The sequence below is a fragment of the Niallia oryzisoli genome (assembly GCF_043641075.1).
GTDB lineage: Bacteria > Bacillota > Bacilli > Bacillales > Cytobacillaceae > Bacillus_BD > Bacillus_BD oryzisoli_A.
Genome location: NZ_JBHZRC010000001.1, coordinates 1,621,301 through 1,641,686, shown reverse-complemented (window position 1 = coordinate 1,641,686; position 20,386 = coordinate 1,621,301). Strand labels below are relative to the sequence as shown.

Annotated in this window: 20 protein-coding genes; 17 read left to right on the top strand and 3 right to left on the bottom strand. The window is 38.1% G+C overall.

Annotated elements, in window-relative coordinates:
- Positions 1-31: 31 nt before the first annotated feature.
- A complete protein-coding gene (locus ACHUFV_RS08400) occupies positions 32-1,336 on the top strand; it encodes a bifunctional folylpolyglutamate synthase/dihydrofolate synthase (protein WP_394233123.1) in 1,305 nt (434 codons plus the stop codon).
- A 41-nt stretch (positions 1,337-1,377) separates the two neighbouring features.
- Here the strand turns inward: ACHUFV_RS08400 and ACHUFV_RS08395 are convergent, their stop codons facing one another.
- Genes ACHUFV_RS08395 through ACHUFV_RS08385 form a run of 3 tightly spaced genes read right to left on the bottom strand, consistent with a single transcriptional unit; the run spans position 1,378 to position 3,462 of the window.
- Entirely contained in the window at positions 1,378-2,553 is a 1,176-nt protein-coding gene (locus tag ACHUFV_RS08395) for a hypothetical protein (RefSeq protein WP_394233122.1), read from the bottom strand.
- Between the two features lie 7 nt (positions 2,554-2,560).
- Positions 2,561-3,022: a type II secretion system protein gene (locus tag ACHUFV_RS08390; RefSeq protein WP_394233121.1), complete on the bottom strand. Its 462-nt coding sequence runs from the start codon at positions 3,020-3,022 to the stop codon at positions 2,561-2,563.
- Positions 3,022-3,462 carry a type IV pilus modification PilV family protein gene (locus ACHUFV_RS08385; RefSeq protein WP_394233120.1) on the bottom strand — a complete coding sequence of 147 codons (441 nt, stop codon included), beginning with the start codon at positions 3,460-3,462 and terminating at the stop codon, positions 3,022-3,024. The genes ACHUFV_RS08390 and ACHUFV_RS08385 overlap by 1 nt, the downstream gene beginning before the upstream one ends.
- Positions 3,463-3,831: 369 nt before the next feature.
- Between ACHUFV_RS08385 and ACHUFV_RS08380 the strand changes: the two genes are divergently transcribed.
- The 16 genes from ACHUFV_RS08380 to ACHUFV_RS08305 all read left to right on the top strand — a co-directional run bounded on the left by ACHUFV_RS08380 (position 3,832) and on the right by ACHUFV_RS08305 (position 20,382).
- Complete coding sequence (locus ACHUFV_RS08380) at positions 3,832-4,290, top strand: prepilin-type N-terminal cleavage/methylation domain-containing protein (protein ID WP_394233119.1); 459 nt, start codon at positions 3,832-3,834, stop codon at positions 4,288-4,290.
- Positions 4,287-4,823, top strand: a complete 537-nt coding sequence (locus ACHUFV_RS08375) for a PilW family protein (protein WP_394233118.1) — start codon at positions 4,287-4,289, stop codon at positions 4,821-4,823. Before ACHUFV_RS08380 ends, ACHUFV_RS08375 begins: the two co-directional genes overlap by 4 nt.
- A 15-nt stretch (positions 4,824-4,838) precedes the next feature.
- A complete protein-coding gene (locus tag ACHUFV_RS08370; RefSeq protein ID WP_394233117.1) occupies positions 4,839-6,308 on the top strand; it encodes a pilus assembly PilX N-terminal domain-containing protein in 1,470 nt (489 codons plus the stop codon).
- A gap of 205 nt (positions 6,309-6,513) precedes the next feature.
- Positions 6,514-7,974, top strand: coding sequence for a hypothetical protein (locus ACHUFV_RS08365; protein WP_394233116.1), 1,461 nt, complete (start codon positions 6,514-6,516; stop codon positions 7,972-7,974).
- A gap of 72 nt (positions 7,975-8,046) precedes the next feature.
- Positions 8,047-8,823, top strand: a complete 777-nt coding sequence (locus ACHUFV_RS08360; protein ID WP_394233115.1) for a PRC-barrel domain-containing protein — start codon at positions 8,047-8,049, stop codon at positions 8,821-8,823.
- A gap of 82 nt (positions 8,824-8,905) precedes the next feature.
- On the top strand, positions 8,906-10,270 hold the full coding sequence (locus ACHUFV_RS08355) for a VanW family protein (protein ID WP_394233114.1): 1,365 nt from the start codon (positions 8,906-8,908) through the stop codon (positions 10,268-10,270).
- A 20-nt stretch (positions 10,271-10,290) separates the two neighbouring features.
- Positions 10,291-11,952 (top strand): GspE/PulE family protein, encoded by a 1,662-nt coding sequence (locus ACHUFV_RS08350; protein WP_394233113.1) that lies wholly within the window; start codon positions 10,291-10,293, stop codon positions 11,950-11,952.
- A 12-nt stretch (positions 11,953-11,964) separates the two neighbouring features.
- Positions 11,965-13,020: a type IV pilus twitching motility protein PilT gene (locus tag ACHUFV_RS08345; protein WP_394233112.1), complete on the top strand. Its 1,056-nt coding sequence runs from the start codon at positions 11,965-11,967 to the stop codon at positions 13,018-13,020.
- On the top strand, positions 13,007-14,218 hold the full coding sequence (locus tag ACHUFV_RS08340) for a type II secretion system F family protein (protein WP_394233111.1): 1,212 nt from the start codon (positions 13,007-13,009) through the stop codon (positions 14,216-14,218). Before ACHUFV_RS08345 ends, ACHUFV_RS08340 begins: the two co-directional genes overlap by 14 nt.
- Before the next feature lie 118 nt (positions 14,219-14,336).
- The gene (locus ACHUFV_RS08335) at positions 14,337-14,741 is read left to right on the top strand and encodes a prepilin-type N-terminal cleavage/methylation domain-containing protein (protein ID WP_394233110.1); all 405 of its coding nucleotides are present in this window, start codon (positions 14,337-14,339) and stop codon (positions 14,739-14,741) included.
- A gap of 53 nt (positions 14,742-14,794) precedes the next feature.
- Positions 14,795-15,550: a prepilin peptidase gene (locus ACHUFV_RS08330; protein WP_394233442.1), complete on the top strand. Its 756-nt coding sequence runs from the start codon at positions 14,795-14,797 to the stop codon at positions 15,548-15,550.
- A gap of 12 nt (positions 15,551-15,562) precedes the next feature.
- On the top strand, positions 15,563-16,549 hold the full coding sequence (pilM, locus tag ACHUFV_RS08325; protein WP_394233109.1) for a type IV pilus biogenesis protein PilM: 987 nt from the start codon (positions 15,563-15,565) through the stop codon (positions 16,547-16,549).
- Entirely contained in the window at positions 16,550-17,221 is a 672-nt protein-coding gene (locus tag ACHUFV_RS08320; protein WP_394233108.1) for a PilN domain-containing protein, read from the top strand.
- Positions 17,221-18,066 carry a pilus assembly protein PilO gene (locus ACHUFV_RS08315; RefSeq protein WP_394233107.1) on the top strand — a complete coding sequence of 282 codons (846 nt, stop codon included), beginning with the start codon at positions 17,221-17,223 and terminating at the stop codon, positions 18,064-18,066. Before ACHUFV_RS08320 ends, ACHUFV_RS08315 begins: the two co-directional genes overlap by 1 nt.
- A gap of 320 nt (positions 18,067-18,386) precedes the next feature.
- Positions 18,387-19,493: a hypothetical protein gene (locus tag ACHUFV_RS08310; RefSeq protein ID WP_394233106.1), complete on the top strand. Its 1,107-nt coding sequence runs from the start codon at positions 18,387-18,389 to the stop codon at positions 19,491-19,493.
- 322 nt (positions 19,494-19,815) lie between these two features.
- Positions 19,816-20,382 (top strand): Maf family protein, encoded by a 567-nt coding sequence (locus ACHUFV_RS08305; RefSeq protein WP_394233105.1) that lies wholly within the window; start codon positions 19,816-19,818, stop codon positions 20,380-20,382.
- Positions 20,383-20,386 lie beyond the last annotated feature (4 nt).

The following is a 20,386-nucleotide window of genomic DNA, read 5'->3' as shown; positions in this document are numbered from 1 at the left end:
CCTGACACCACAAATTTGAGGAGATACAGCTATGTTTCATTCATACGAAGAAGCGCTTCACTGGATTCATTCTCGTCTGCGTTTAGGGATAAAACCGGGCTTAATGAGAATGGAATGGATGATGGAAAAGCTAAGTCATCCAGAGCGAAAAATAAAATGTGTGCATATCGGCGGCACCAATGGCAAGGGCTCAACAGTTACTTATTTACGTTCTATCCTTGAACAAGCGGGCTTCGAAACAGGGACCTTCACATCTCCCTATATTGAGCAGTTTAACGAACGTATTAGCTTAAACGGAACCCCGATCACAGATGAAGAAATCGTGACGCTTGCCAATGTCATTTACCCCCTCTCTGTGGAATTGGAAGCGACAGAGCTTGGAGGACCGTCTGAATTCGAAATCATAACCGCCATGGCGTTTTATTATTTTGCAGAGCTTCATCCGGTCGATATCGTCATCTTTGAGGTGGGACTTGGGGGCCGCTTTGATTCCACTAACGTGATTCATCCATTGTTGTCAATCATTACGAATATCGGCTTGGACCATACTCAATTCTTAGGAAATAGCTATGAAGAAATAGCATTTGAAAAAGCGGGAATTATTAAACAAAATACCAGTCTTATCTCTGCAGTTGCACAACCAGAGGCAAGAGAAGTCATTGTGAAGCGGGCAAAGGAATTGAATGCACCTGTATATTTATTGAATGAGGATTTTTTCATCCAGGATCACACGTCAATTGGAGCCGGTGAAGTATTTACATGGAAATCCCGTAATCAGGAGCTTAAGAACGCAGAAATTGCCATGTTTGGTAAACATCAAACGGAGAATGCCGCTCTGGCAATCATGGCAGCCAAGCTACTAAAAACGGAACATGATGTGATAATAGAAGAGGAGCATATTCTTCAAGGGCTAAAAAGAGCTGTTTGGCCTGGCCGCTTTGAAATTGTTACACAGAATCCTCTAATGGTTCTTGACGGGGCACATAATGAAGAAGGGATTATGGCTCTGACTAACGAACTAACCAAAAGATACGGAGATAAAAACATCAAGATTATTTTCTCAGCACTATCCGATAAAAAGCTAGATAAAATGATTCAAAAATTGGATGGGGTTGCAGATGAAATCACGTTTGTCAGCTTTGATTATCCACGTGCATCAAAAGCAGAGGCATTGTACAGTTTAAGTGGTTCACTTCATAAGAAAATGGAAGAGGATTGGAAAAAGGCTGTTACGGGTGAGTATAGCATACTAACAAATCAGGATGTTTTAGTTGTGACTGGTTCGTTGTATTTTATCTCACAGGTGAAGGCGTTATTGAAGGAAATTATTAATTAGCTTGAAAAGGGAAGAACACATTGTTCTTCCCTTTTAATTCTTTAATAATCATAGTCAACAGAAAGATTTGGGTTCATGATTCCCCAATCGATTTCACCTGCAGAAGGTGAGCCGCCGCATTTACTTGCAAACTGAGGATGATCGTTGGTATAGACTCCATTAGGTAAACCTGTTTTATACGTTTTCACTTCATTATCAATTTTTAGTATACCACCGACACATAAGGTTGATTTGCTGTCAATCTCAAGCTTATTATCAATCGTTGCATTCCCTTTAATAACAACAAATGAACCCCTATACAATGTAGAAAGTAGATTTAATTTCCCATTGACTGTTAGATTTTCTCCTGCTATGACGCGTGACCCCTCAAGGTCTAAATGGCTGCCAACACTAATCGATTTTTTTGTTTCAATTGTGGAGTTCTTGGCATTTTGCATATTTTGATTGGCCGTTATTTGATCCTCCGCATGAATCTTCGTATAGTCTAGGTTATTGACATTATTTCCGCCAAAAGTTAAGGGGCCGGTAGAGTAGATAATTTTGTTATTAAAATTATTATGATTGCTTCCTTTTCCAACATCCAAAGGCTTTGATCCGTCTAATGCAATGGTATTACAGCTTGTACTGATCTCATCCTGTCCAAAATAACATACCTTTCCCAATTTCTTTACTTCATCAAAAAGGAGCTTAATAATACTTCCGCCTGAGCCGTCTGCATTACTTTCCTTTAATTCTTTAATGGAAAAATCAAATTCAGCGCTCAGTTTAGCGGTATTTTCCTTTTCTTTACCGAGTGTACTATATGCAATGCTAATTTTTCCTGTGTCATTGTCAGCAGTAAAGCTAACATTCTCAACTGTAAAGGATGCATCATCTTCAACCGGTTTGCTTTTAGTAATATTATTAGTATACGTTTTAAAGAGGGTAACGGCATTATCAAAGTAACCATCGGGTTCAACTCTATTATTGTTAATATCATTATTTATCTTAATTGTAATTTCTTTTCTTACCTGCCAAAAGGCATTTTCGACGGCATGCTGGTAATAAACGGTACCCATTTCAGCAAGAGCAACAGCCTGTGATTTTGTTTCGACTACTTTATTTTGCTTCACCGTATTCATGGATTGTCCAAAGAATGTAAATGAGATGAGGATTAATAGGGTGCTGACTAATAGTACTGTTAATAAAGCGTAGCCTTTATCATTCATTTTCTTCATCACAACATCATTCACCGCCTATTCGATACAAAAGTGTATCAACATGTATATTGACATCTGGATCATTGATATCCTTTATTAGGATTGACAGGGAAGTGTCGTGATGATTAGGGTCACCTGCTATGTAGTACTTATCGGTGGCATCTTCATCAAGATTCTCAGCTGTTAAACAAAGTCTGTTATTTTCAAACGTTATGGTTTGGTTTGATTGACCTACTTCGTGATAGGTTGCAGATATCTTACAGCTGTTTGACGTAATTTCATAGGCTTCAGATCTTTGATGGATTTTTGTTAAATGAGTAATAATGACGTTAGCTTCCTGCTGCATTTGGTTTTTCGTCATTTCCTTTTTTGAAAAATGTAAACCTTGGAAAAAGACATTCCAAATTAACACTATAATGAGGGAAAGGATTGTTAGTGCAACCAATAATTCAATCACAGTGACTCCCCGCTGATTAAGTTTAACCATTAATAATCTCCTGTATCATAAATAATATACCCGTAAGTCTCGCTTACAAGTGCATTTTTTTCATTATTTAGACGAATATGAATATAATGTGCTTTTGTAGGTTCAGTATCTAAATCGCTAACTTTTTTTATCTTGACCTCCATACTAAGACTCTCAAGTTCCTTAACAAAATAATAGTAATTGGTATCTTCACTAGTATATTCAGGAATGGTATTGCCATCGGCCTTTCCTGCAAGGAGCAATTTAACATCCTCACTTTTTTGCCATCGTCTTAATTCTTCTTTTGCTACATTAACAGCATTGGTTTTACCTATATTTTGTCGATTTAACTGCCCCATTTGAGGAAAAAAATTCATAACTGAAGTAAGAACAATTGTTAATATAACAATCGATAAAAGGACCTCCACAAGAGTAATACCTTTTTGATTATGGAGATTCAAATCACATTCCTCCTATTGGGCATTTAACAATGCTTTTTAAATATAGAAATCAATATTTTGTTAGTATTGACATTCTTTTATAAGTTTGTAATTGTCTAGTATCATTTTACTATAAACAGGGTGTTTTTAGCATTTATTAAATAACATTTTTACAGAAAAATTACAATGTGAAAAAGGAGTTATCCTTTGATTTTAGTTGGAAATGAGTGTTTTTATGGATTAGAGCATAGTTAGTTTAGTTCTTTAGAACCGTGATATTAATCACGCCTACTATCTTACTATTTTGGAAATTAAATGTTATTATTATAGTATATTACAGACAATTTATTTTATTTTTAATAATAAAAATACTATAACAAGAGTGATAATATGAATAACAATCGTGGTTTTACATTATTGGAAATACTGGCAGCCATCGTTATTTTAGGAATCATCTTAACTGTGTTTTTTCAGTTTTTTTTACTTTCTCAAAAAGCAACGACTGGAAATGAAGATAAACTAGTTGCTGTAAATATTGCTGAAGGTGTTCTAGAAAAAATTAGAAACGGCCAATACGGAGAAATAACAGGACAAGGTAATTATGACATTACTGATTGTAGCCTATATTCTGGTGTGACAAAGGATGAATGCAATCAAAGGTACCTGAAGGAAGTAGGCCGTTTTGATTATAAAATTGAAGTGATAGTTGGCCAGGAGTTTGATCTTAATATAGATTCAAAAGAGGATGATTATAAATATATAGACTCAAAAAGTGGTCTTTATCCCGTTGAAGTTCATGTAATAGATCATGAAGTAGTAACAAAAGTGAAAGGATTAGTTGAATTATGAAGAGGCGAGCTGCAACAACTGAAAAAGGGCTAACACTTGTTGAGTTACTAATCTCACTTTCGCTTTTCGGTGTTATCTCAGTCTTAATCATAAGTATTCTGTTTAATGGAATGAATAGCTATAAAAATGTTAATAGTCAGATTTCATTACATGACGAGGGTAATTATATTATGAACAAACTTGTTAATCCTATTTTTGAGGCAAATCATGTTGAACAATACCCGTCAAATGATAATCCTCCTCCACCTTTTCCAACAGATTCAGCAAATTATACATACCTCATTTGGTTAAAGAATTACGAGGGAGAGGAAACAACATTAGGTTTTAAAAAAACAGGAAAACCAGATTCTTGTACTGCAGTAATAAATGGTACCCCAATTCATTCTTCAACGACTACCATTAAATGCAGCGACTCGAGTATTACTGTAAACAAAGATAGAGAGTCTATAACAATTAAAATGGTAGTTAAAGACAATGATGAAAAAACACTTGAGTTAAAAAATGAAGTTCCCTATATAAATGCTAAAAAATAAATAGAGGTGAAAGTCGTGAATGAGAGAGGGTCAACGCTTGTACAAGTCCTACTGGTCATTCTCATTTTTTCAGTTATTGGAATATCCTTAATCGGCAATGTTGTTGGTGAAAGTAAAAGGGTGGACAAAACCGAGTCTAATACACAAGCACGAAATTTAGCTCTCGATGGTCTTACTTACTTTGAGACAGTCTTTAAAAAGTTTGTCGATGAAAGTGCTCCGCTAACGATGGCTGAGATGAACAGCTTTATTGACGAGTATAAGGATGGAAAAATGGTTGGTAATCAAAATATCCAAATAAAGGTTGAAGCACCTGACCGAACACAGGTGGCTGATAGAGATATTCTAAAGGTGTCAAGCACGGGAAGTGACGGGACAAGTCAAACAACGGTTGTAGGTTATTATCAGTTAGATTTTGATATAGATTTTGAAACGCCAACTAACAGAATTTCCAATTTCGATGACGGAGGTAAAGCGGTTGATTTTGCTAATGGCTCCTTACTACGTACAGATTTAGCCTATTTATTGGATTTAAAATTAATTAACCCTACAGGCTGGGATGGCAGATACTATCAAGTACCACAGGACGGTGTAATTGACATAAGTTTATTAGAACAAGTGGTGAAGCTGGACTTAGGAGATTTATTAGGTGGACTTTTTGGCGGAATCTTCAACAAAGAGTTTAATCGTTTTAAAGTAATGGAGGAAAACCGTGTGATCGCTACTAGACAAGGCCAAATTTTAGGTGCAGACGTGTTGAAAACAAAACAAATGAATTTATTATCCCTCAATTTATTCAATTTGCCCAAAAAAACAAATACCAATGTAATGATTAATGGTTATTATAGTTCATTGGAAGTCCTTGGATTAGGTGTTTTAAATGGTTATCAGGACATAAATTTTAAAAAGTTTGCGGTTATTGGAAATGCGGTTATTCAACATGATCAGAAAGGATTTATTGAAACAGATCGGGACCCAAAACGACGTTTTACTTTTAATGAAGGGTTGTATGTTGATAAGACGTTAGTGATTGGCGGTGTTCAATGGAAAAATCCGGCAACAAAACTATCAGATTATAGTAATTTAGATTTAAAAGGGGACATGGTAGCAATTGAACATTTTACCATAGTTGATGCAAATGTAAATTTTATTGATAATGACATATTTGTACATGGCCAATCTGAGATAAAAAATTCCTGTGTAAATTCAAGTGGAGCAGATTTTCATTTATTCTCGAAAGGAAACGTAACAATGGAAAATAATAATAATTGTAGTACGTTCAATGGAGTTTACTTCTCAGATAATAAAATTAATATAAAAACAAACAATAAGCCAATGACAATCAAAGGTGGATTAATAGGAGAATTAACAGTAGATAACCCGGAAATGCTTACAATTATTGAGGACTCTGAGTATTTAAAATCGGTCAATTTCAGTAATATTGAGTTGGCTCCACAAGGTAGAGATGTAGTAGAAAAGAAATAGATTAATATACTCTCATTAACGGGATAGTTCTACCATTATTTTTTATTCGAACAATTTATTCCTTTTCTTTCAAAAACTATTTTATTATTATACAATATCACTTAGTGAATATTGTATAGATGGATCGATTAAAAAATAATCGGTAAGTGAATGAAATGAACGTTAATAATAGTAGTAAAATACTAGTAGGAAAGGAGTGATATGAATGAATCTAAATCTATTAATTTTTGCATTAGTTTCTTTAATCATATTGTTTCCGATTATTTATTTTTTACCTTTGAAAATTTCTTCAAGGGGAAAGATAGTGGTAATTGCTGTTTCGTTTTGTATTTCGTTAATCGGATTATTCACGAAGTTCTTATTTCAAGTATGGCAAAGCGTTTTACTCTTAGTCGCACTTATTTTATTAGTAACGATAATATTTAAAAAAAGGTTCACTCCTTTCATGTTTAGTATGGCCGATAAACATTCTATTGCTATGGATGACGCCGAACCATTAAAAAAGGATCACGAGGCAGATTTATTTACCTTTGATTATATTCCTGAACTGACTCCTCAACAGCATCTTGAAGCTGAGAAGCAGTTGGATACTGTACCTGTTCTCGAACCACTTCCAGCAGTTCAAGCTGATTTCCAGCTAAACGAAGCAGCTGCTGCTGTCGAACCAATCAGTCAGCTGGAGGAAATTGATCCTGCTGTAATTGCAGCAATCCATGAGGACCTTTCTTTAAAACCTGCTGTCGAACCAGCAGCTGAAAAAGAAGTCGTGCTGACTGCTGAGCAAATGGATACAGAATTTCTTGACGTTGCTGACCTTTCAGCATTTATTGAGAAAGAGCAGCATGAGCTTACTCTCAGCAAAGAAGAGAGTGAGGTTAATGAAAACCTAACCTACTTAGCGGAACTAGAAGAGATGATGATGGGTACTCAACCAGAAGCAAACGTGAAACCTTTATCTGTTCAGGATTCTGAAGACAAGATAGAACCTTCATTATACTCAGATGCATTGGAGGAATTGCTTAAAGAAGTCGAACTTGAGGATCACTCTTTAATAATTGATGATACGGAGACAGCTGTTACCCTAGAGGATTTGGATGTGAAGGATGTCACTGAATCGATTGATGAAGGCACGGTTGAGCCAATTTTGGTAGAAGAACCTCTAGATGCATTGGAAGAGAGTATGCTGCAGGATAACGATATGGAAATTGGTGAACAGGCCAATGTAATACAGGATATCGTAATCGAAACCTCGGATAAAGAGAGAATAAATACTTTTATCGATAGAACAGATACTATGAATGAGAATAATGATGATGCTGAAGAGGAAAATTATATCCAATATCAACCTGAATTAGAAGACAATCAAACAGAAGATTTTGATGGGAAACATAAGGAAGTATTTCAAACCATTCTTCTGCAGGCTGAAATTGCTAAAAAGATCCTTGATCAGTCTCAATATGAGAAATTTTTACAAGGCTATCTGAACTACGAGAGACCTGCAGTAGAAAGCTATACGTTTGCGAGTTTGTTAATAGAACATTATCTAAACAGTCATAATTATCATGAATTATTATCCTTATTAGGAAAATTGGAGGAGAATTTTTCCCAATATCCAATATTGTTACAAGAAATTCATTATTTACAAGCGCATTATGCTGAAAAATAATTTATTATAGTTCTATAATGTATTCGTTCTTTTCGATACGTCGTAATTCAAAAATAAGGTTTGGTGAATTTAATGAAAAATAGTGCACAAATTATTGGTTTGCCGATCATTAGTATTTCAGACGGAATACAGATCGGAATAGTTAAATCTTTAGTAATAAATCCCGAAAAAGGCTCAATCGATTTTTTAACCATTGAACACGAGGATTGGCAAGGAAGCGTTAAAGCGATTCCGTTCAAAAAGGTAATTGGAATCGGTGAGTTTGCTGTGACAATAGAAGGCAGCAATGCAGTGATTGATTTAAACGAAATTCCGATTGCAAATCAGCTTGTTAATAAAAAAATCAAGCTTAAAAATACAAGAGTTATGACAAGAAAAGGCGAACTCATCGGCGAAATCAATGAATATTTTGTTGATGAGGAAACAGGGCAGATTCTGGGGATGGAATTAAAAACATCGAACCAGGATGCAGCCATATCCTCTGAATTTGTCCTTACGTATGGAAAGGACATTATTATTGTCAAAGAAGAAGCCTCAAAAAACTTTCTAGGAAACATTGCTGATTTGGATACAAATGTTTCTGAAACGGAAGTCCATCCAACTGTCGTCAATGATAATAGAAGAGCAGGTGCTGCAAACGCAGTGGAAAGCCAAAATGATGAGCTAGCTGCTTTAAAAAGAAAACAAATTGATCTGTTAAAGGATAAAATCGTAGCAAAGACCATTTATGATTCAAAAGGTCAGGTACTATTTGAAGCAGGAACCAAACTGACTCCTGCTGACATCACAAAAGCTCAGGATGACAGCCCTGGTACTGTAGTAGAGGTATCAATGAATGTTGAAGCATAAGTAATAACAGTCACGCCTTGCCCTTTATAAGGTTCTACATCTAAAGGGCAAGGCATGACGAAATGCGGAAAGGGGGCGGATGATGGAAAAACGTCAGATTGTTTGGTTGTTTATTCTCTTATCATTTTGTACTGGATACATTTTTAGTTTCTCCTTGTTAGGTGAACAAGCATTTGAACGAGCTTTTGCGAGCGATGAAGGCTTTACAGAAGGAACAATCGTTGGGGCTGTTGACGTTTCACACCTCAGTGAACAGGAAGCATTAGATAAACTACAGGCTGAAAGTACTAAATGGGCCGACGAAACAACAATAAATTTGCAATATAAAGAAAAATCAATCGAACTTAATAATGATAGTTTTATATTTTCATTAGAAAAATCTATTAATCTAGCTAAATCAGGCGTACAAAATCAGTTCATCATTGAACTGCTGGACGAGACAATTGATTCCATTCTGGTTGATTTTGGTATACCGGAAGCGAATTTTAATAAAGAATCATTCATACAGGAAGCTATATCATATCCATCCAGGCTAGAAAAAGGAATACATATGATAAAGCTTGATGAGTTTATGCTTGAAGAGCAAGAAATTCAGACGGTTTCAGAAACTTCGGTTTCATTAGAAGATAATAGTGAACAGCTTGAACTTTGGCTTGGACAATTTCCATCTATAACAATTGCGCCCCATTCTCAGTTTTCCATGCTGGATTCTGTGGAGGAAAGCGGCATCAAAACCTTCACATCAGAAGGATTGAGCATGATTGCAACTGCGATTTATCAGGCAGTTTTGCCAACAAACTTCCAAATAGCTGAACGAAGCATAAGCAGATCATTGCCTTCTTATGCAAAGGCTGGATATGAAGCCAAGGTGGATATGAAGCAAAATATGGACTTAGTTATTTCAAATGTGACAGATTACGAGTACAAATTGGAATTTAAGCAAAGTGAGGGTGCATTTACTGTTTCATTAATAGGGCCGCCATTTCTATATGGTTATAAAATGATTGAAAAGGATCTCGAAACCTTTAAACCCAAAAACATCCTCCAATATGATGCCAAGCTTGAACTGGGACAGCAGGTTGTGAGGAAAAAGGGTCAGGACGGATTACTGATCAAAATCTACCGTGAGATTTTAGATGAGAACGGTGCCTTGCTTAATCGGGAACTGATTTCAGAAGACTATTATCCTCCCGTTCATACAGTCGTAGCTACAAGTTTAATAGCCGAAGTAGAGGAGCAGGCTGCTAATGGGGAAACGCAAGGAACAACAGATGCGCAGAATAATGGACAGGCAGCTGGAACTGTTTCGCCAAGCGCAGCAACACCTCAAGCTCCAGCTTCAAACGTTGCCCCCGATGCAGGACCGGTGCAAACAACACCAGCGCCAGCTGCAGGGAATGTACCAACAAGTAATACGACAGAAGCCAATATTCAGGCAACAAAATAAGAAATAAAGCAGGGATAATCTTGAAACGGACAAGAAAAAGACTGGGAGATATACTTGTTGAATTTGGTTTAATAACAGAAGAGCAGCTAAAGTCAGCTTTAGATGAAAAGGGTAAGGACCAGAAGCTGGGAGATGCTCTCCTTGCCCGCGGCTTTATTACAGAGCAGCAGCTCATTGAGGTCTTGGAATTCCAATTGGGGATACCCCATGTGAACCTATATCAGTACCCGTTTGATCCACAGCTTTTTTCACTTATTACGAAGGAATTGGCCAAACGTAATCTAATTATTCCTTTGAAAAAAGATGGTGATAAGCTAGTAATCGCAATGGCAGATCCAATGGATTACTTTTTAATTAACGATTTAGAGCTTGTCACAGGCTTTCAAATTGAACCTGCTATTGCGACAAAGGACGATATCATCCGTGCGGTTAATAAGTACTATGATATGGATGAGGGGCTTGAGGAGCTTTTTAATGATACGGCATTAAATGATGAGGTTGAAAAGGACAAGATTGTTGACCAGACCTCACCGATCGTAAAGCTAGTGAATCTAATGCTAACCAATGCTGCAAGTATGAGGGCAAGTGATGTTCATATAGATCCGCAGGAAACGAAAGTGCTTATCCGTTACCGTATTGACGGGGTTTTACGTACGGAGCGCACCTTTCCAAAGCATATGCAAAGCATGCTCACTGCTCGGATTAAGATTATGGCTAATCTTGATATTACCGAGCACCGTGTGCCGCAGGATGGCCGAATTAAGCTGAATTTTGATTACCATCCGCTCGATATACGTGTCTCAACCCTCCCGACGATTTACGGAGAGAAAATTGTTATGCGTCTGCTGGATTTAGGAAATGCCTTAAACGATTTAAATAAGCTCGGCTTTAATCCATTAAATTATAAACGGTTCACTGATTTAATTGCAAAGCCAACGGGGATTGTCCTCATTACCGGTCCGACCGGGTCAGGGAAGTCATCTACCTTATACGCTGCATTAAATCATTTGAATAATGAAACCGTCAATATTATTACGGTTGAAGACCCCGTTGAATATCAACTGGAAGGAATCAATCAAATTCAAGTCAATACAAATGTGGGAATGACCTTTGCGACAGGTCTGAGATCGATCTTGCGTCAAGACCCGAATATTATCATGATTGGGGAAATCCGTGATAAAGAAACGGCAGACATTGCCGTACGGGCCTCTTTAACAGGGCACCTTGTCTTAAGCACTCTGCATACAAATGATTCATTAGGTTCGATAACAAGATTGATTGATATGGGAGTGGAACCGTTTCTTGTTGCTTCTTCGATAACCGGCATTATCGCGCAGCGTCTTGTGCGTAAGGTATGCCGTGATTGCGGACAGCCCCATGAACCATCGAAGCGGGAAATCGAGATTTTTGCTAAAAGAGGCTTGAAAATCGATCGGATTATGCGTGGGAAGGGATGCTCCTCCTGTAATATGTCAGGCTATAAAGGGCGGATTGCGATTCAGGAAGTCCTTGTTGTCGATGATAATCTGCGCCGTGTCATCATGGATGGTGAATCGTTCACAAAGCTGCGAGAGCATGCGATAAAAAATAAAACAATCTTCTTGATTGATGACGGCCTACTGAAGATTAAACAGGGTATTACGACGACAGAAGAAGTATTACGGGTGGCCATTCCTGATTAGGAGAGTTGTAAGATGAAGAATAAATTAGATCAGCTGCTGCGTGCAGGATATGAGGTAAAAGCATCCGATGTACATTTAACTGCCGGCGTTCCGCCAATCATGCGTATCAACGGCGATTTAAAGCGATATGGTAAGGAAAAGCTGCTTCCGAAGGACATTGAGGCAATGGCGAAGGTGATTATTCCAGAGCATCTGTGGAATGATTTTCGGGAAAAGGGAGAATTTGACCTATCATACACATTGCCGGGAATTTCCCGTTTTCGTGTCAACGTCTATCACCAGCGAAATAGTATCGCCATTGCACTCAGAATTGTTCCGACGAAGGTTCCTTCGCTTGATGAACTTAATCTGCCGCCTATCCTTAAAAAAATCGTTGAAAAGCCGCAGGGGCTCGTGCTAGTCACAGGGCCGACAGGAAGTGGAAAATCAACGACACTTGCCGCAATGATTGATTATATGAATAAAATCATGGCCAAGCATGTGATTACGCTTGAGGACCCGATTGAGTATTTACACCGTCATGGAAACTGTATTATTGACCAGCGTGAGGTTGGGATTGATACAAAAAGCTTCGCAAATGGTTTAAGGGCTGCACTCCGCCAGGATCCTGATGTTATTTTAGTCGGGGAGCTGCGTGATCTTGAAACTATTCAAACGGCGATAACGGCTGCCGAGACTGGACATCTTGTGTATGCGACCCTGCATACATCGAGTGCACCGACAACGATTGACCGTATTATTGATATTTTTCCTCCCTTCCAGCAGGACCAGATTCGGATTCAGCTTGCATCTGTGTTAGTTGGGGTAATTTCTCAGAGATTGTTCCCAACGGCTGACCGAAAAGGCCGGATTGCTGCCACGGAAATTCTTATTAATAACCCGGCGGTTGCTAACCTAATTCGTAATGAAAAGGTCCATCAAATAATGAATATCATGCAGACCTCACGAGCTCAAGGGATGCACACACTAGAAACAAGCATTACTTCCCTCTTACAAAGCGGTGTAATATCAAACGAAGCCGTCCAGGCCTATCTTCAGGAAAAGGTGCTAGAAGATGGCAAGGTTTAAATATACTGGTCGGGATCGTAAAGGGAAGAAGTCCGGTGTAGTATCAGCCTCTTCAAAAAGGGAAGCCCTACTAGAGCTGAGGGAAAAAGGCATTAAAGTTACTGAGATGCAGGAGCTACCCGAAACCTTTTTAACGAAGGACATAAATATTGGTTTCGGTGATGCAGTAAAAACACAGCAGTTTGTTATTTTTTTAAGGCAATTTGCAACCCTTTTGAAAGCAGGTGTCACGCTGGTAGACTCCACCGTGATTCTTGCCCAGCAGACAGAAAGTAAACCGCTGAGAAAGGCCTTGTTGGCAGTCGAAATGGATTTACGTTCTGGACAGCCATTATCAGATGCAACTGCAAAGCATAAAAAAGTGTTTTCCAATATGTTTGTCAATATGGTTCGTGCCGGTGAAGCGGGCGGACAGATTGATGAGACATTAGAGCAGCTAGCCAATTATTATGAAAAGTATAATGACACAAAGCAAAAAATAATCTCGGCTCTTATGTATCCGCTTGTGTTAACGATTGTTGCCATTGGAGTTGTTATCTTTCTTTTGGTTAGTGTTGTGCCAACCTTTGTTGATATGTTTAATGATTTTGGCGGAGAGCTGCCTGCTATTACAAGGTTTGTTATGAATGCTAGTGGGTTTATGCAGAAATTTTGGTGGCTTGTATTGCTGCTGCTTTTAGCGATTGCCTTTGGAATTGGTTATATCCGCAATCAAAAGAGTATGAAGTATTATTTAGATTATTTCCTCTTACGCATCCCAATTTTCGGCAAGGTTCTGCAAAAGGCCGTTATTGCGAGAATGACAAGAACATTAAGCTCGTTGTTTGCGAGCTCTGTGCCAATCATTCAATCCATTACGATTGTCGAACAGGTTGTTGAAAATGAAGTAATTGCAAGGGTATTAAGAAAATCACGTGATTCACTTGAGGCAGGGCAGTCATTAACAGTTCCGATGAAAAGCCATTGGGTGTTCCCGCCCCTTGTTTCGCAGATGATTGCGGTTGGGGAGGAATCAGGTTCACTTGATGCGATGCTTGCGAAGGTGGCTGATTTCTATGAGAAAGAAGTCGATACAGCAACCGATCGTCTGAAGTCACTGATAGAGCCAACAATGATTGTAATTCTGGCTGCATTAGTTGGAGTAATTGTTTTAGCAATATTAGTGCCGATGTTTGAGATTTATAATTATGTAGGATAAAATAATTATAGATGATTGTTAAAAATTTACTATTTTCTAATATAATCCTATATAATATAATAAAAATAATGATATTTGTAATAGGATAATAGTATTAAAAAAGGAAGAGGAGATAAGGATGCTAAAAAAAATGGGTAATAGACTTAAGGACCAAAGAGGTTTGACTTTGATTGAATTGTTAGCAGTTATTGTTATTCTGGGGATTATTGCTGCGATTGCTATACCAAGTATTGGTGGAATTATTAACAAATCTAAAAACGATGCAGTCGAAGCAGAGGCTATACAAGTATTGAATGCTGCAAAACTTTATGTTTCATCTAATAATGTTACTGCTGATATTACTGCAACAAATACAACTGCGGAGTTAAATCAATTTTTAGATAATCCTGGAACATATAGTATCACAATTGACTTTACTGCAAATAGCACTACTGGCCCAACCATTGATTATAAAGATATTACAGTTACAAAAAACGGTATTACTAAAACGTTTGCTACAGATGAAGCATTATTAGCTCAATAAAGATAATTTGTAACATTATTACAAATACTTAGTTACTAATACTCTAGGAGATAATACTATTGGGGAATTATTCATTTATATATATTATCGGTCTAATTCTCGGCTCCTTCTACAACGTAGTAGGTCTCCGCATTCCAGCCGGAGAGTCAATCGTAAAACCGCGCTCCCACTGTCCAAACTGTGGACATGTACTAGGAGCAACAGAGCTGATTCCAGTTCTATCATATTTACTTCAAAAGGGGAAATGTCGGGGCTGTAAAGCGCCGATTTCCCCTTTATATGCATTAATAGAGCTTACAACAGGTCTATTATTTGTCACGGCACCTCTAGTACTCGGCTGGACGACGGAGCTGTTTGTTGCCTGGACACTTATTTCGCTATGTGTCATCGTATTCGTCTCAGACTATAAATATATGATTATCCCTGACAAAGTACTGCTCTTCTTTTTACCCATTTTTATAATCGAACGTATTTTTATACCTCTTTCTCCTTGGTGGGATTCACTGCTCGGAGCGGTTGTTGGTTTTGTTCTCCTCTATGTCATAGCGGTCATAAGTAAAGGCGGTATGGGTGGCGGCGACATCAAGCTATTTGGAGTCCTTGGAATTGTTCTCGGTGTCAAAATGGTGCTCATAAGCTTTTTCCTCGCTACGCTTACAGGTGCGTTATTCGGCGGAATCGGTCTCTTGCTTGGCAAAGTCCAAAGAGGGAAACCAATCCCTTTTGGACCATTTATTTGTTTAGGGGTACTACTCGCTTATTTTTGGGGCGAGAATATATTAACCTGGTATTTACAACTTTTTATGTAAGGAGTATTCATTATGGGCTTTCGTATTTCTATCGGGAAAAAGAAAATAATCAATTTAATTATCAAAGACCATGTCATTCGTTTTGTCGATTTGAAAACTACGAATCCCCCCATTGTCCAACACTACGGTGAACGATATTTACCTGCTGGCATCATTCATGACGGGAAGATTGTTGATCTTGAGACCTTTGAGGTGATTCTTGAGGAATGTGTGTCAGACTGGAAAATAGATAGAAGACTAGTTCGGTTTATTGTGCCGGACTCTTTTGTCATTATTCGAAAAATCTCTGTGCCGCTTGAAATTGAAGACGATGAAATGCACGGCTATATTTTCATGGAGATCGGTTCAAGCATTCATCTGCCCTTTGAAAATCCGGTATTTGATTATGTGCGGCTTGGACAAAAGGAAAGTCAACAGGAGCTGCTTTTATTTGCAGGTCCGGAAGAGGTCATACAGGAATATGCAGCTGCATTGGAAGAAGCAAAGCTTAAGCCCTTAAGTGCTGATATTTCTTCATTGGCATTGTTTCGTTTATATGATCAGCAGAATACGGTTGAAAAGGAAAATATCATGCTGGTTCAGGTGGATTTAAAGTCGGTTAATATCTGCATATTTGAAAATAAAAATCCAGTGGTGATGCGACACCTAATGATGGATGTCGATATAAGTAAGTGGGAAAGAGGCAAAAATCATCTCATCCTAAATACATATCTGGGCGATCAGGATGATATTTATCATCCGCTCGAGGATGCCTATCTCGAAATTGACCGGGTACGCAACTTTTATAATTATTCTCTTAATCAAGGCAGTAAGCTTGTCAGCAAACTATTGCTTGACGGGGATCACCCATGGCTTGATGAAATTGAAGAAAAACTGAAAAATCAGTTTGATATTCCGGTTATTCGGCTGGAAAGTCAAAATAACGTTGTGGGAGATGCAAGGAACATGCCATCCTCTTATCATCTAAATATCGGACTTGGCTTGAAAGAGGTGGATTAGATGCTTGTTGAAATAAACCTCCTGCCTAAAAAAGACACACGAAATAAAAATATCTTGATTCTCTCCATCATCTTTTTCGTACTAATCGCCATAGCAGTCACATTCTTTATCTGGCAAATCAATACGAAGGAAAAAAAGCTGGAAGACATTCAGACACAGGTTAATATGACGCTTGATATTGTTGAGGCAAAAAACAAGCAGATAACCGATTATCATTCCTCGACTTCTGTACAGAAGCTTGAGCAAGCCATATCATGGGCTGAAACCCAACCGTTTGATGCGGTTTTCCTAGTGGATGAACTAACAAGAATCCTGCCTGAACGTGGATACTTTACAGAATTTGAAATGGATGCAAATCACAAAATCACACAAACGATCCAGTTTGATACAAAAAGTGAAGCAGCCTATTATTTACATTCATTGTTGACCTATGACTGGGTGGATGAAGCGGTTCTTTCACAGACCAAAACAGAATCAGTTATAGAAGAACAAGGTGATGATGAAAAGGAAAAAAATACAGTAGGGCTTGTCAACGAGGAGAATGTCCTGCCACGTTATCTTGCACAATATGAAATAACAGTCAATATTCCAAATTTGAGGCTGGCTGCATTAGAGGCAGAGAAACAGAAGGAAACTAGTGATGATATGACCGAGGAAGGTGATGGTCAATAATGAACCTCTCAAGTACGAAAAAACATCATTGGGTCATCCTAATCGGAATTATCCTTTTTGCCGGTGTCATTGCCGGCGGTTACTTTCTCTATCTACAGCCGCTTAATGACAAGCTTGATCGAAAGCAAACAGAGCTTGATATGGCTAATCAACAATTGAACATTGCCGAGAATAAAACGGCTGAGACGGGTGAAAAAACGGCTGAAAGCACGATGAAATTACAGCTGCTTGTCCCTGTTAAACGTCAGTTGGAGCAGATCATACTAGATATTGAGAAAGCAGAGATTATTTCTAATGTCATGATTGAAGAAATAAGTATGAACGGCACGGATGCTGATGAATTAATAGCAGCCGAGCAGGAATCAGATGAAGCAAATCAAAATCAAGACGAACCTGCTGAAGAAGGAACAGCTGCGGTGAATCAAGAGGATGCGCAGGCAGCTGGGGGTAATAAAGAGGCTAGTGAGGAAACGAATGAAGAGAATGCCACTGCAGAAAAGGAGCCAGCAGAAATTGTCCAGGTTGCTCTACCGGAAGGAGTTAACAGGACCACTATTTCGATTAAAGGAACTGTTGGAAACTACTTCGAATTAGAAAAGTTTATTGAAAGTCTTCTTTCTTTAAAACGGATTATTGCAATCGATAATCTATCATTTAAAGGCAATGAAGAAATTAGAAATGTCGATCAAGTAAAAGAAAAAACCGAGTTTGAACTGACGATATCGGCCTTTTATTATCCAAAGCTAGAGGATCTACTAAATGAATTGCCGCCGATCGATACACCGGATGCTGCCAATAAAAAAAATCCGCTAAATAGCTTTTCAAACGATACCAAAAATGAATAACTTGTTATTTATTCATTAATATTGGCAGTGTTTAAGAACCATATTATCTTTGTTTACAGGTTGATTGTAGTGGAAGGCACGAAGACTCCTGCGGGAGAAGCGAGACAGTCGAGACCCCGCAGACACGCAGTGTCGAGGAGGCTCGGCGGTCGCCCGCGGAAAGCGAAGTGCCTGGAACGGAAATCAACAACTAATATAAGAGCCTTTCTAATAAAAACTTTGACGAAATCATTCGATAACAAGACGACAAAAGTCTTGTTATTTTTTTTTGGCCATATGTTAGAGTGAAACCAACCAGCAAATGACAGGGAGGGTTGACAATGGACAAGCAAAAGAACGGGAATACCATCACAATAAAAATAAACGGAAAGCATGGTACGGTTACAGAGAACAAGCTGGAAAAACCGCCTATTAAACAAAAAAAGGAAAAAGAAAGGGTGGAACAGCAGCTAGAGTATCCAGAGCCAATAGAGCAGGAATCTGCAGCAGCAAAGGAGGAAGAAGGGGATACATTTGACTGGATTTTACCAAGTGGAAATACACTCCCCAAGAATGAAGAGTCTAAAATCATTCATCTTAAGGATAAAAAGAAGGAAAAGCTGACAAAACCTTTCACAGCTCTTTTAGATAAAACGAATAAACCAAAAAAGGAACAATCGAAAATTAAAGGTATTAAAACTATCAATATGACCATGCTGTTTTCCATTATTTTTGCAGTCATTCTGGGAACGTTTTTCGGAATTATCCTACTTAAATTAGTACCAACAGACCAGGTTGTTGGTGGAGAGGAAAAACCTGCGGTCGTAAAGGAGCAGGAGCAGGCAGCTGAACAGCCAAATCAGAATGCGAATGTAGAAGTAACCCTAAAGCCTTTACAAATGGTTGTTGTTCAAGAAGGTGTCTACTCATCTCAAGGTGCGGCTGAAACGATAGTAGCATCATTGAAGGAAAAGGGAACTCCGTCAGAAATCATTCCGATTGATGGAAAGTTTGCCATTTTCGTCAGTGTGGCCGAAACGGTAGCAGATGCCAAATCATTAGGTCAACAAATAGAAGGAAACGGAATAAAAACATTTTCAAAGGAATTCACAATTGACGAGAAAAAAATTAGTTTACAGCATGAAGAAGAGAAAAAACTGCTCGAAATGTCCCCACAGCTATTTAAAACCCTCACAGCAAGTGCTGCCACGGCAGGTATTTCAAACAGTATACCTCAAGCTGCAATGGAGAATATAAGTAAAGAATCTGTCATACTCTCAGAAATTGACAAGGACAAACTGCAAAATAAAGCAGTTATCGATATCTATTCTCAACTGGAAACAGCAGTATCACAAATAAAGCATTATGAGAAATACCCTGAGGCGGGTACGCTAAATAAAATTCAACAAAGTTTATTATCATTTATGGCTGCCTATGCAAGCCTGTAAAAAATCTGAATAGGCAATGCTGTTAAAGCTTCTTGTCATAAGAAGTCGATACACGTATTTTCCGGGAAATACCACGGTATATACATTATTAATAAGGATAGGTAAGGAAAGCTTTCAGTAGGAAGGCTTACTTTGCCTATCATTTATTCTGCTGTGTTGTAATATCGATAGAGTATGCTTTCATAAATTCCTGCAAATGCTATGGAAGGATTAATGTATAAGGGATATGTAAGATATCTAATTGTTTGAAAATAGTATTAATGATACGATGGAGCTGTATCTCCCTAATTATTTCTAAAAAAGGTAAGGTGAAACGATGCAAATGAAAACCCTCATTTTAGCCTCATCATCCCCACGCCGAAAAGAACTACTTGAAAATCTCCAATTAACTTTTCAAACAGTGAGCAGCGATGTTGATGAGAATTATAATTCGGAATGGAGTCCGGAGGAAATTGTAATGGAATTAGCTTATCGAAAAGCAACGGCCGTATGGAAGGGGCATCCAGAAACGATTGTAATTGGTTCAGATACTGTCGTTGTAAGGGATCAAACCATTCTAGGCAAACCGGAAAATCGGGAGGATGCTTTTTCTATGCTGAAAAGCCTTTCTGGCAGAACTCATTCGGTTTATACAGGAGTGGCGATTGTTTCGGAAACGAATAAAATCAAATTTTTCGAAAAAACAGATGTTGAATTTTGGGAGCTATCGGATGATGAAATTAACGACTATCTTGACACAGGTGAGCCCTTCGATAAAGCGGGAGCCTATGGAATTCAAGGATTTGGCAGTCTTCTTGTAAAAAAGATCTCTGGAGATTATTTTTCTGTCGTCGGTCTCCCGGTTGCGCGAACCATCAGAGAATTAAAAAAGGCCGGGTATAGCAGTTAATCTT

What these genes read in the sequence shown, in the direction of transcription:
- ACHUFV_RS08395 (WP_394233122.1), bottom strand. Translation starts at nt 2,553, where the DNA reads ATGAAGAAAATGAATGATAAAGGCTACGCTTTATTAACAGTACTATTA.
- ACHUFV_RS08365 (WP_394233116.1), top strand. Translation starts at nt 6,514, where the DNA reads ATGAATCTAAATCTATTAATTTTTGCATTAGTTTCTTTAATCATATTG.
- ACHUFV_RS08320 (WP_394233108.1), top strand. Translation starts at nt 16,550, where the DNA reads ATGCTTGTTGAAATAAACCTCCTGCCTAAAAAAGACACACGAAATAAA.
- ACHUFV_RS08315 (WP_394233107.1), top strand. Translation starts at nt 17,221, where the DNA reads ATGAACCTCTCAAGTACGAAAAAACATCATTGGGTCATCCTAATCGGA.
- ACHUFV_RS08305 (WP_394233105.1), top strand. Translation starts at nt 19,816, where the DNA reads ATGAAAACCCTCATTTTAGCCTCATCATCCCCACGCCGAAAAGAACTA.
- pilM (WP_394233109.1), top strand. Translation starts at nt 15,563, where the DNA reads ATGGGCTTTCGTATTTCTATCGGGAAAAAGAAAATAATCAATTTAATT.
- ACHUFV_RS08355 (WP_394233114.1), top strand. Translation starts at nt 8,906, where the DNA reads ATGGAAAAACGTCAGATTGTTTGGTTGTTTATTCTCTTATCATTTTGT.
- ACHUFV_RS08310 (WP_394233106.1), top strand. Translation starts at nt 18,387, where the DNA reads ATGGACAAGCAAAAGAACGGGAATACCATCACAATAAAAATAAACGGA.
- ACHUFV_RS08340 (WP_394233111.1), top strand. Translation starts at nt 13,007, where the DNA reads ATGGCAAGGTTTAAATATACTGGTCGGGATCGTAAAGGGAAGAAGTCC.
- ACHUFV_RS08345 (WP_394233112.1), top strand. Translation starts at nt 11,965, where the DNA reads ATGAAGAATAAATTAGATCAGCTGCTGCGTGCAGGATATGAGGTAAAA.
- ACHUFV_RS08360 (WP_394233115.1), top strand. Translation starts at nt 8,047, where the DNA reads ATGAAAAATAGTGCACAAATTATTGGTTTGCCGATCATTAGTATTTCA.
- ACHUFV_RS08335 (WP_394233110.1), top strand. Translation starts at nt 14,337, where the DNA reads ATGCTAAAAAAAATGGGTAATAGACTTAAGGACCAAAGAGGTTTGACT.
- ACHUFV_RS08390 (WP_394233121.1), bottom strand. Translation starts at nt 3,022, where the DNA reads ATGGTTAAACTTAATCAGCGGGGAGTCACTGTGATTGAATTATTGGTT.
- ACHUFV_RS08400 (WP_394233123.1), top strand. Translation starts at nt 32, where the DNA reads ATGTTTCATTCATACGAAGAAGCGCTTCACTGGATTCATTCTCGTCTG.
- ACHUFV_RS08375 (WP_394233118.1), top strand. Translation starts at nt 4,287, where the DNA reads ATGAAGAGGCGAGCTGCAACAACTGAAAAAGGGCTAACACTTGTTGAG.
- ACHUFV_RS08380 (WP_394233119.1), top strand. Translation starts at nt 3,832, where the DNA reads ATGAATAACAATCGTGGTTTTACATTATTGGAAATACTGGCAGCCATC.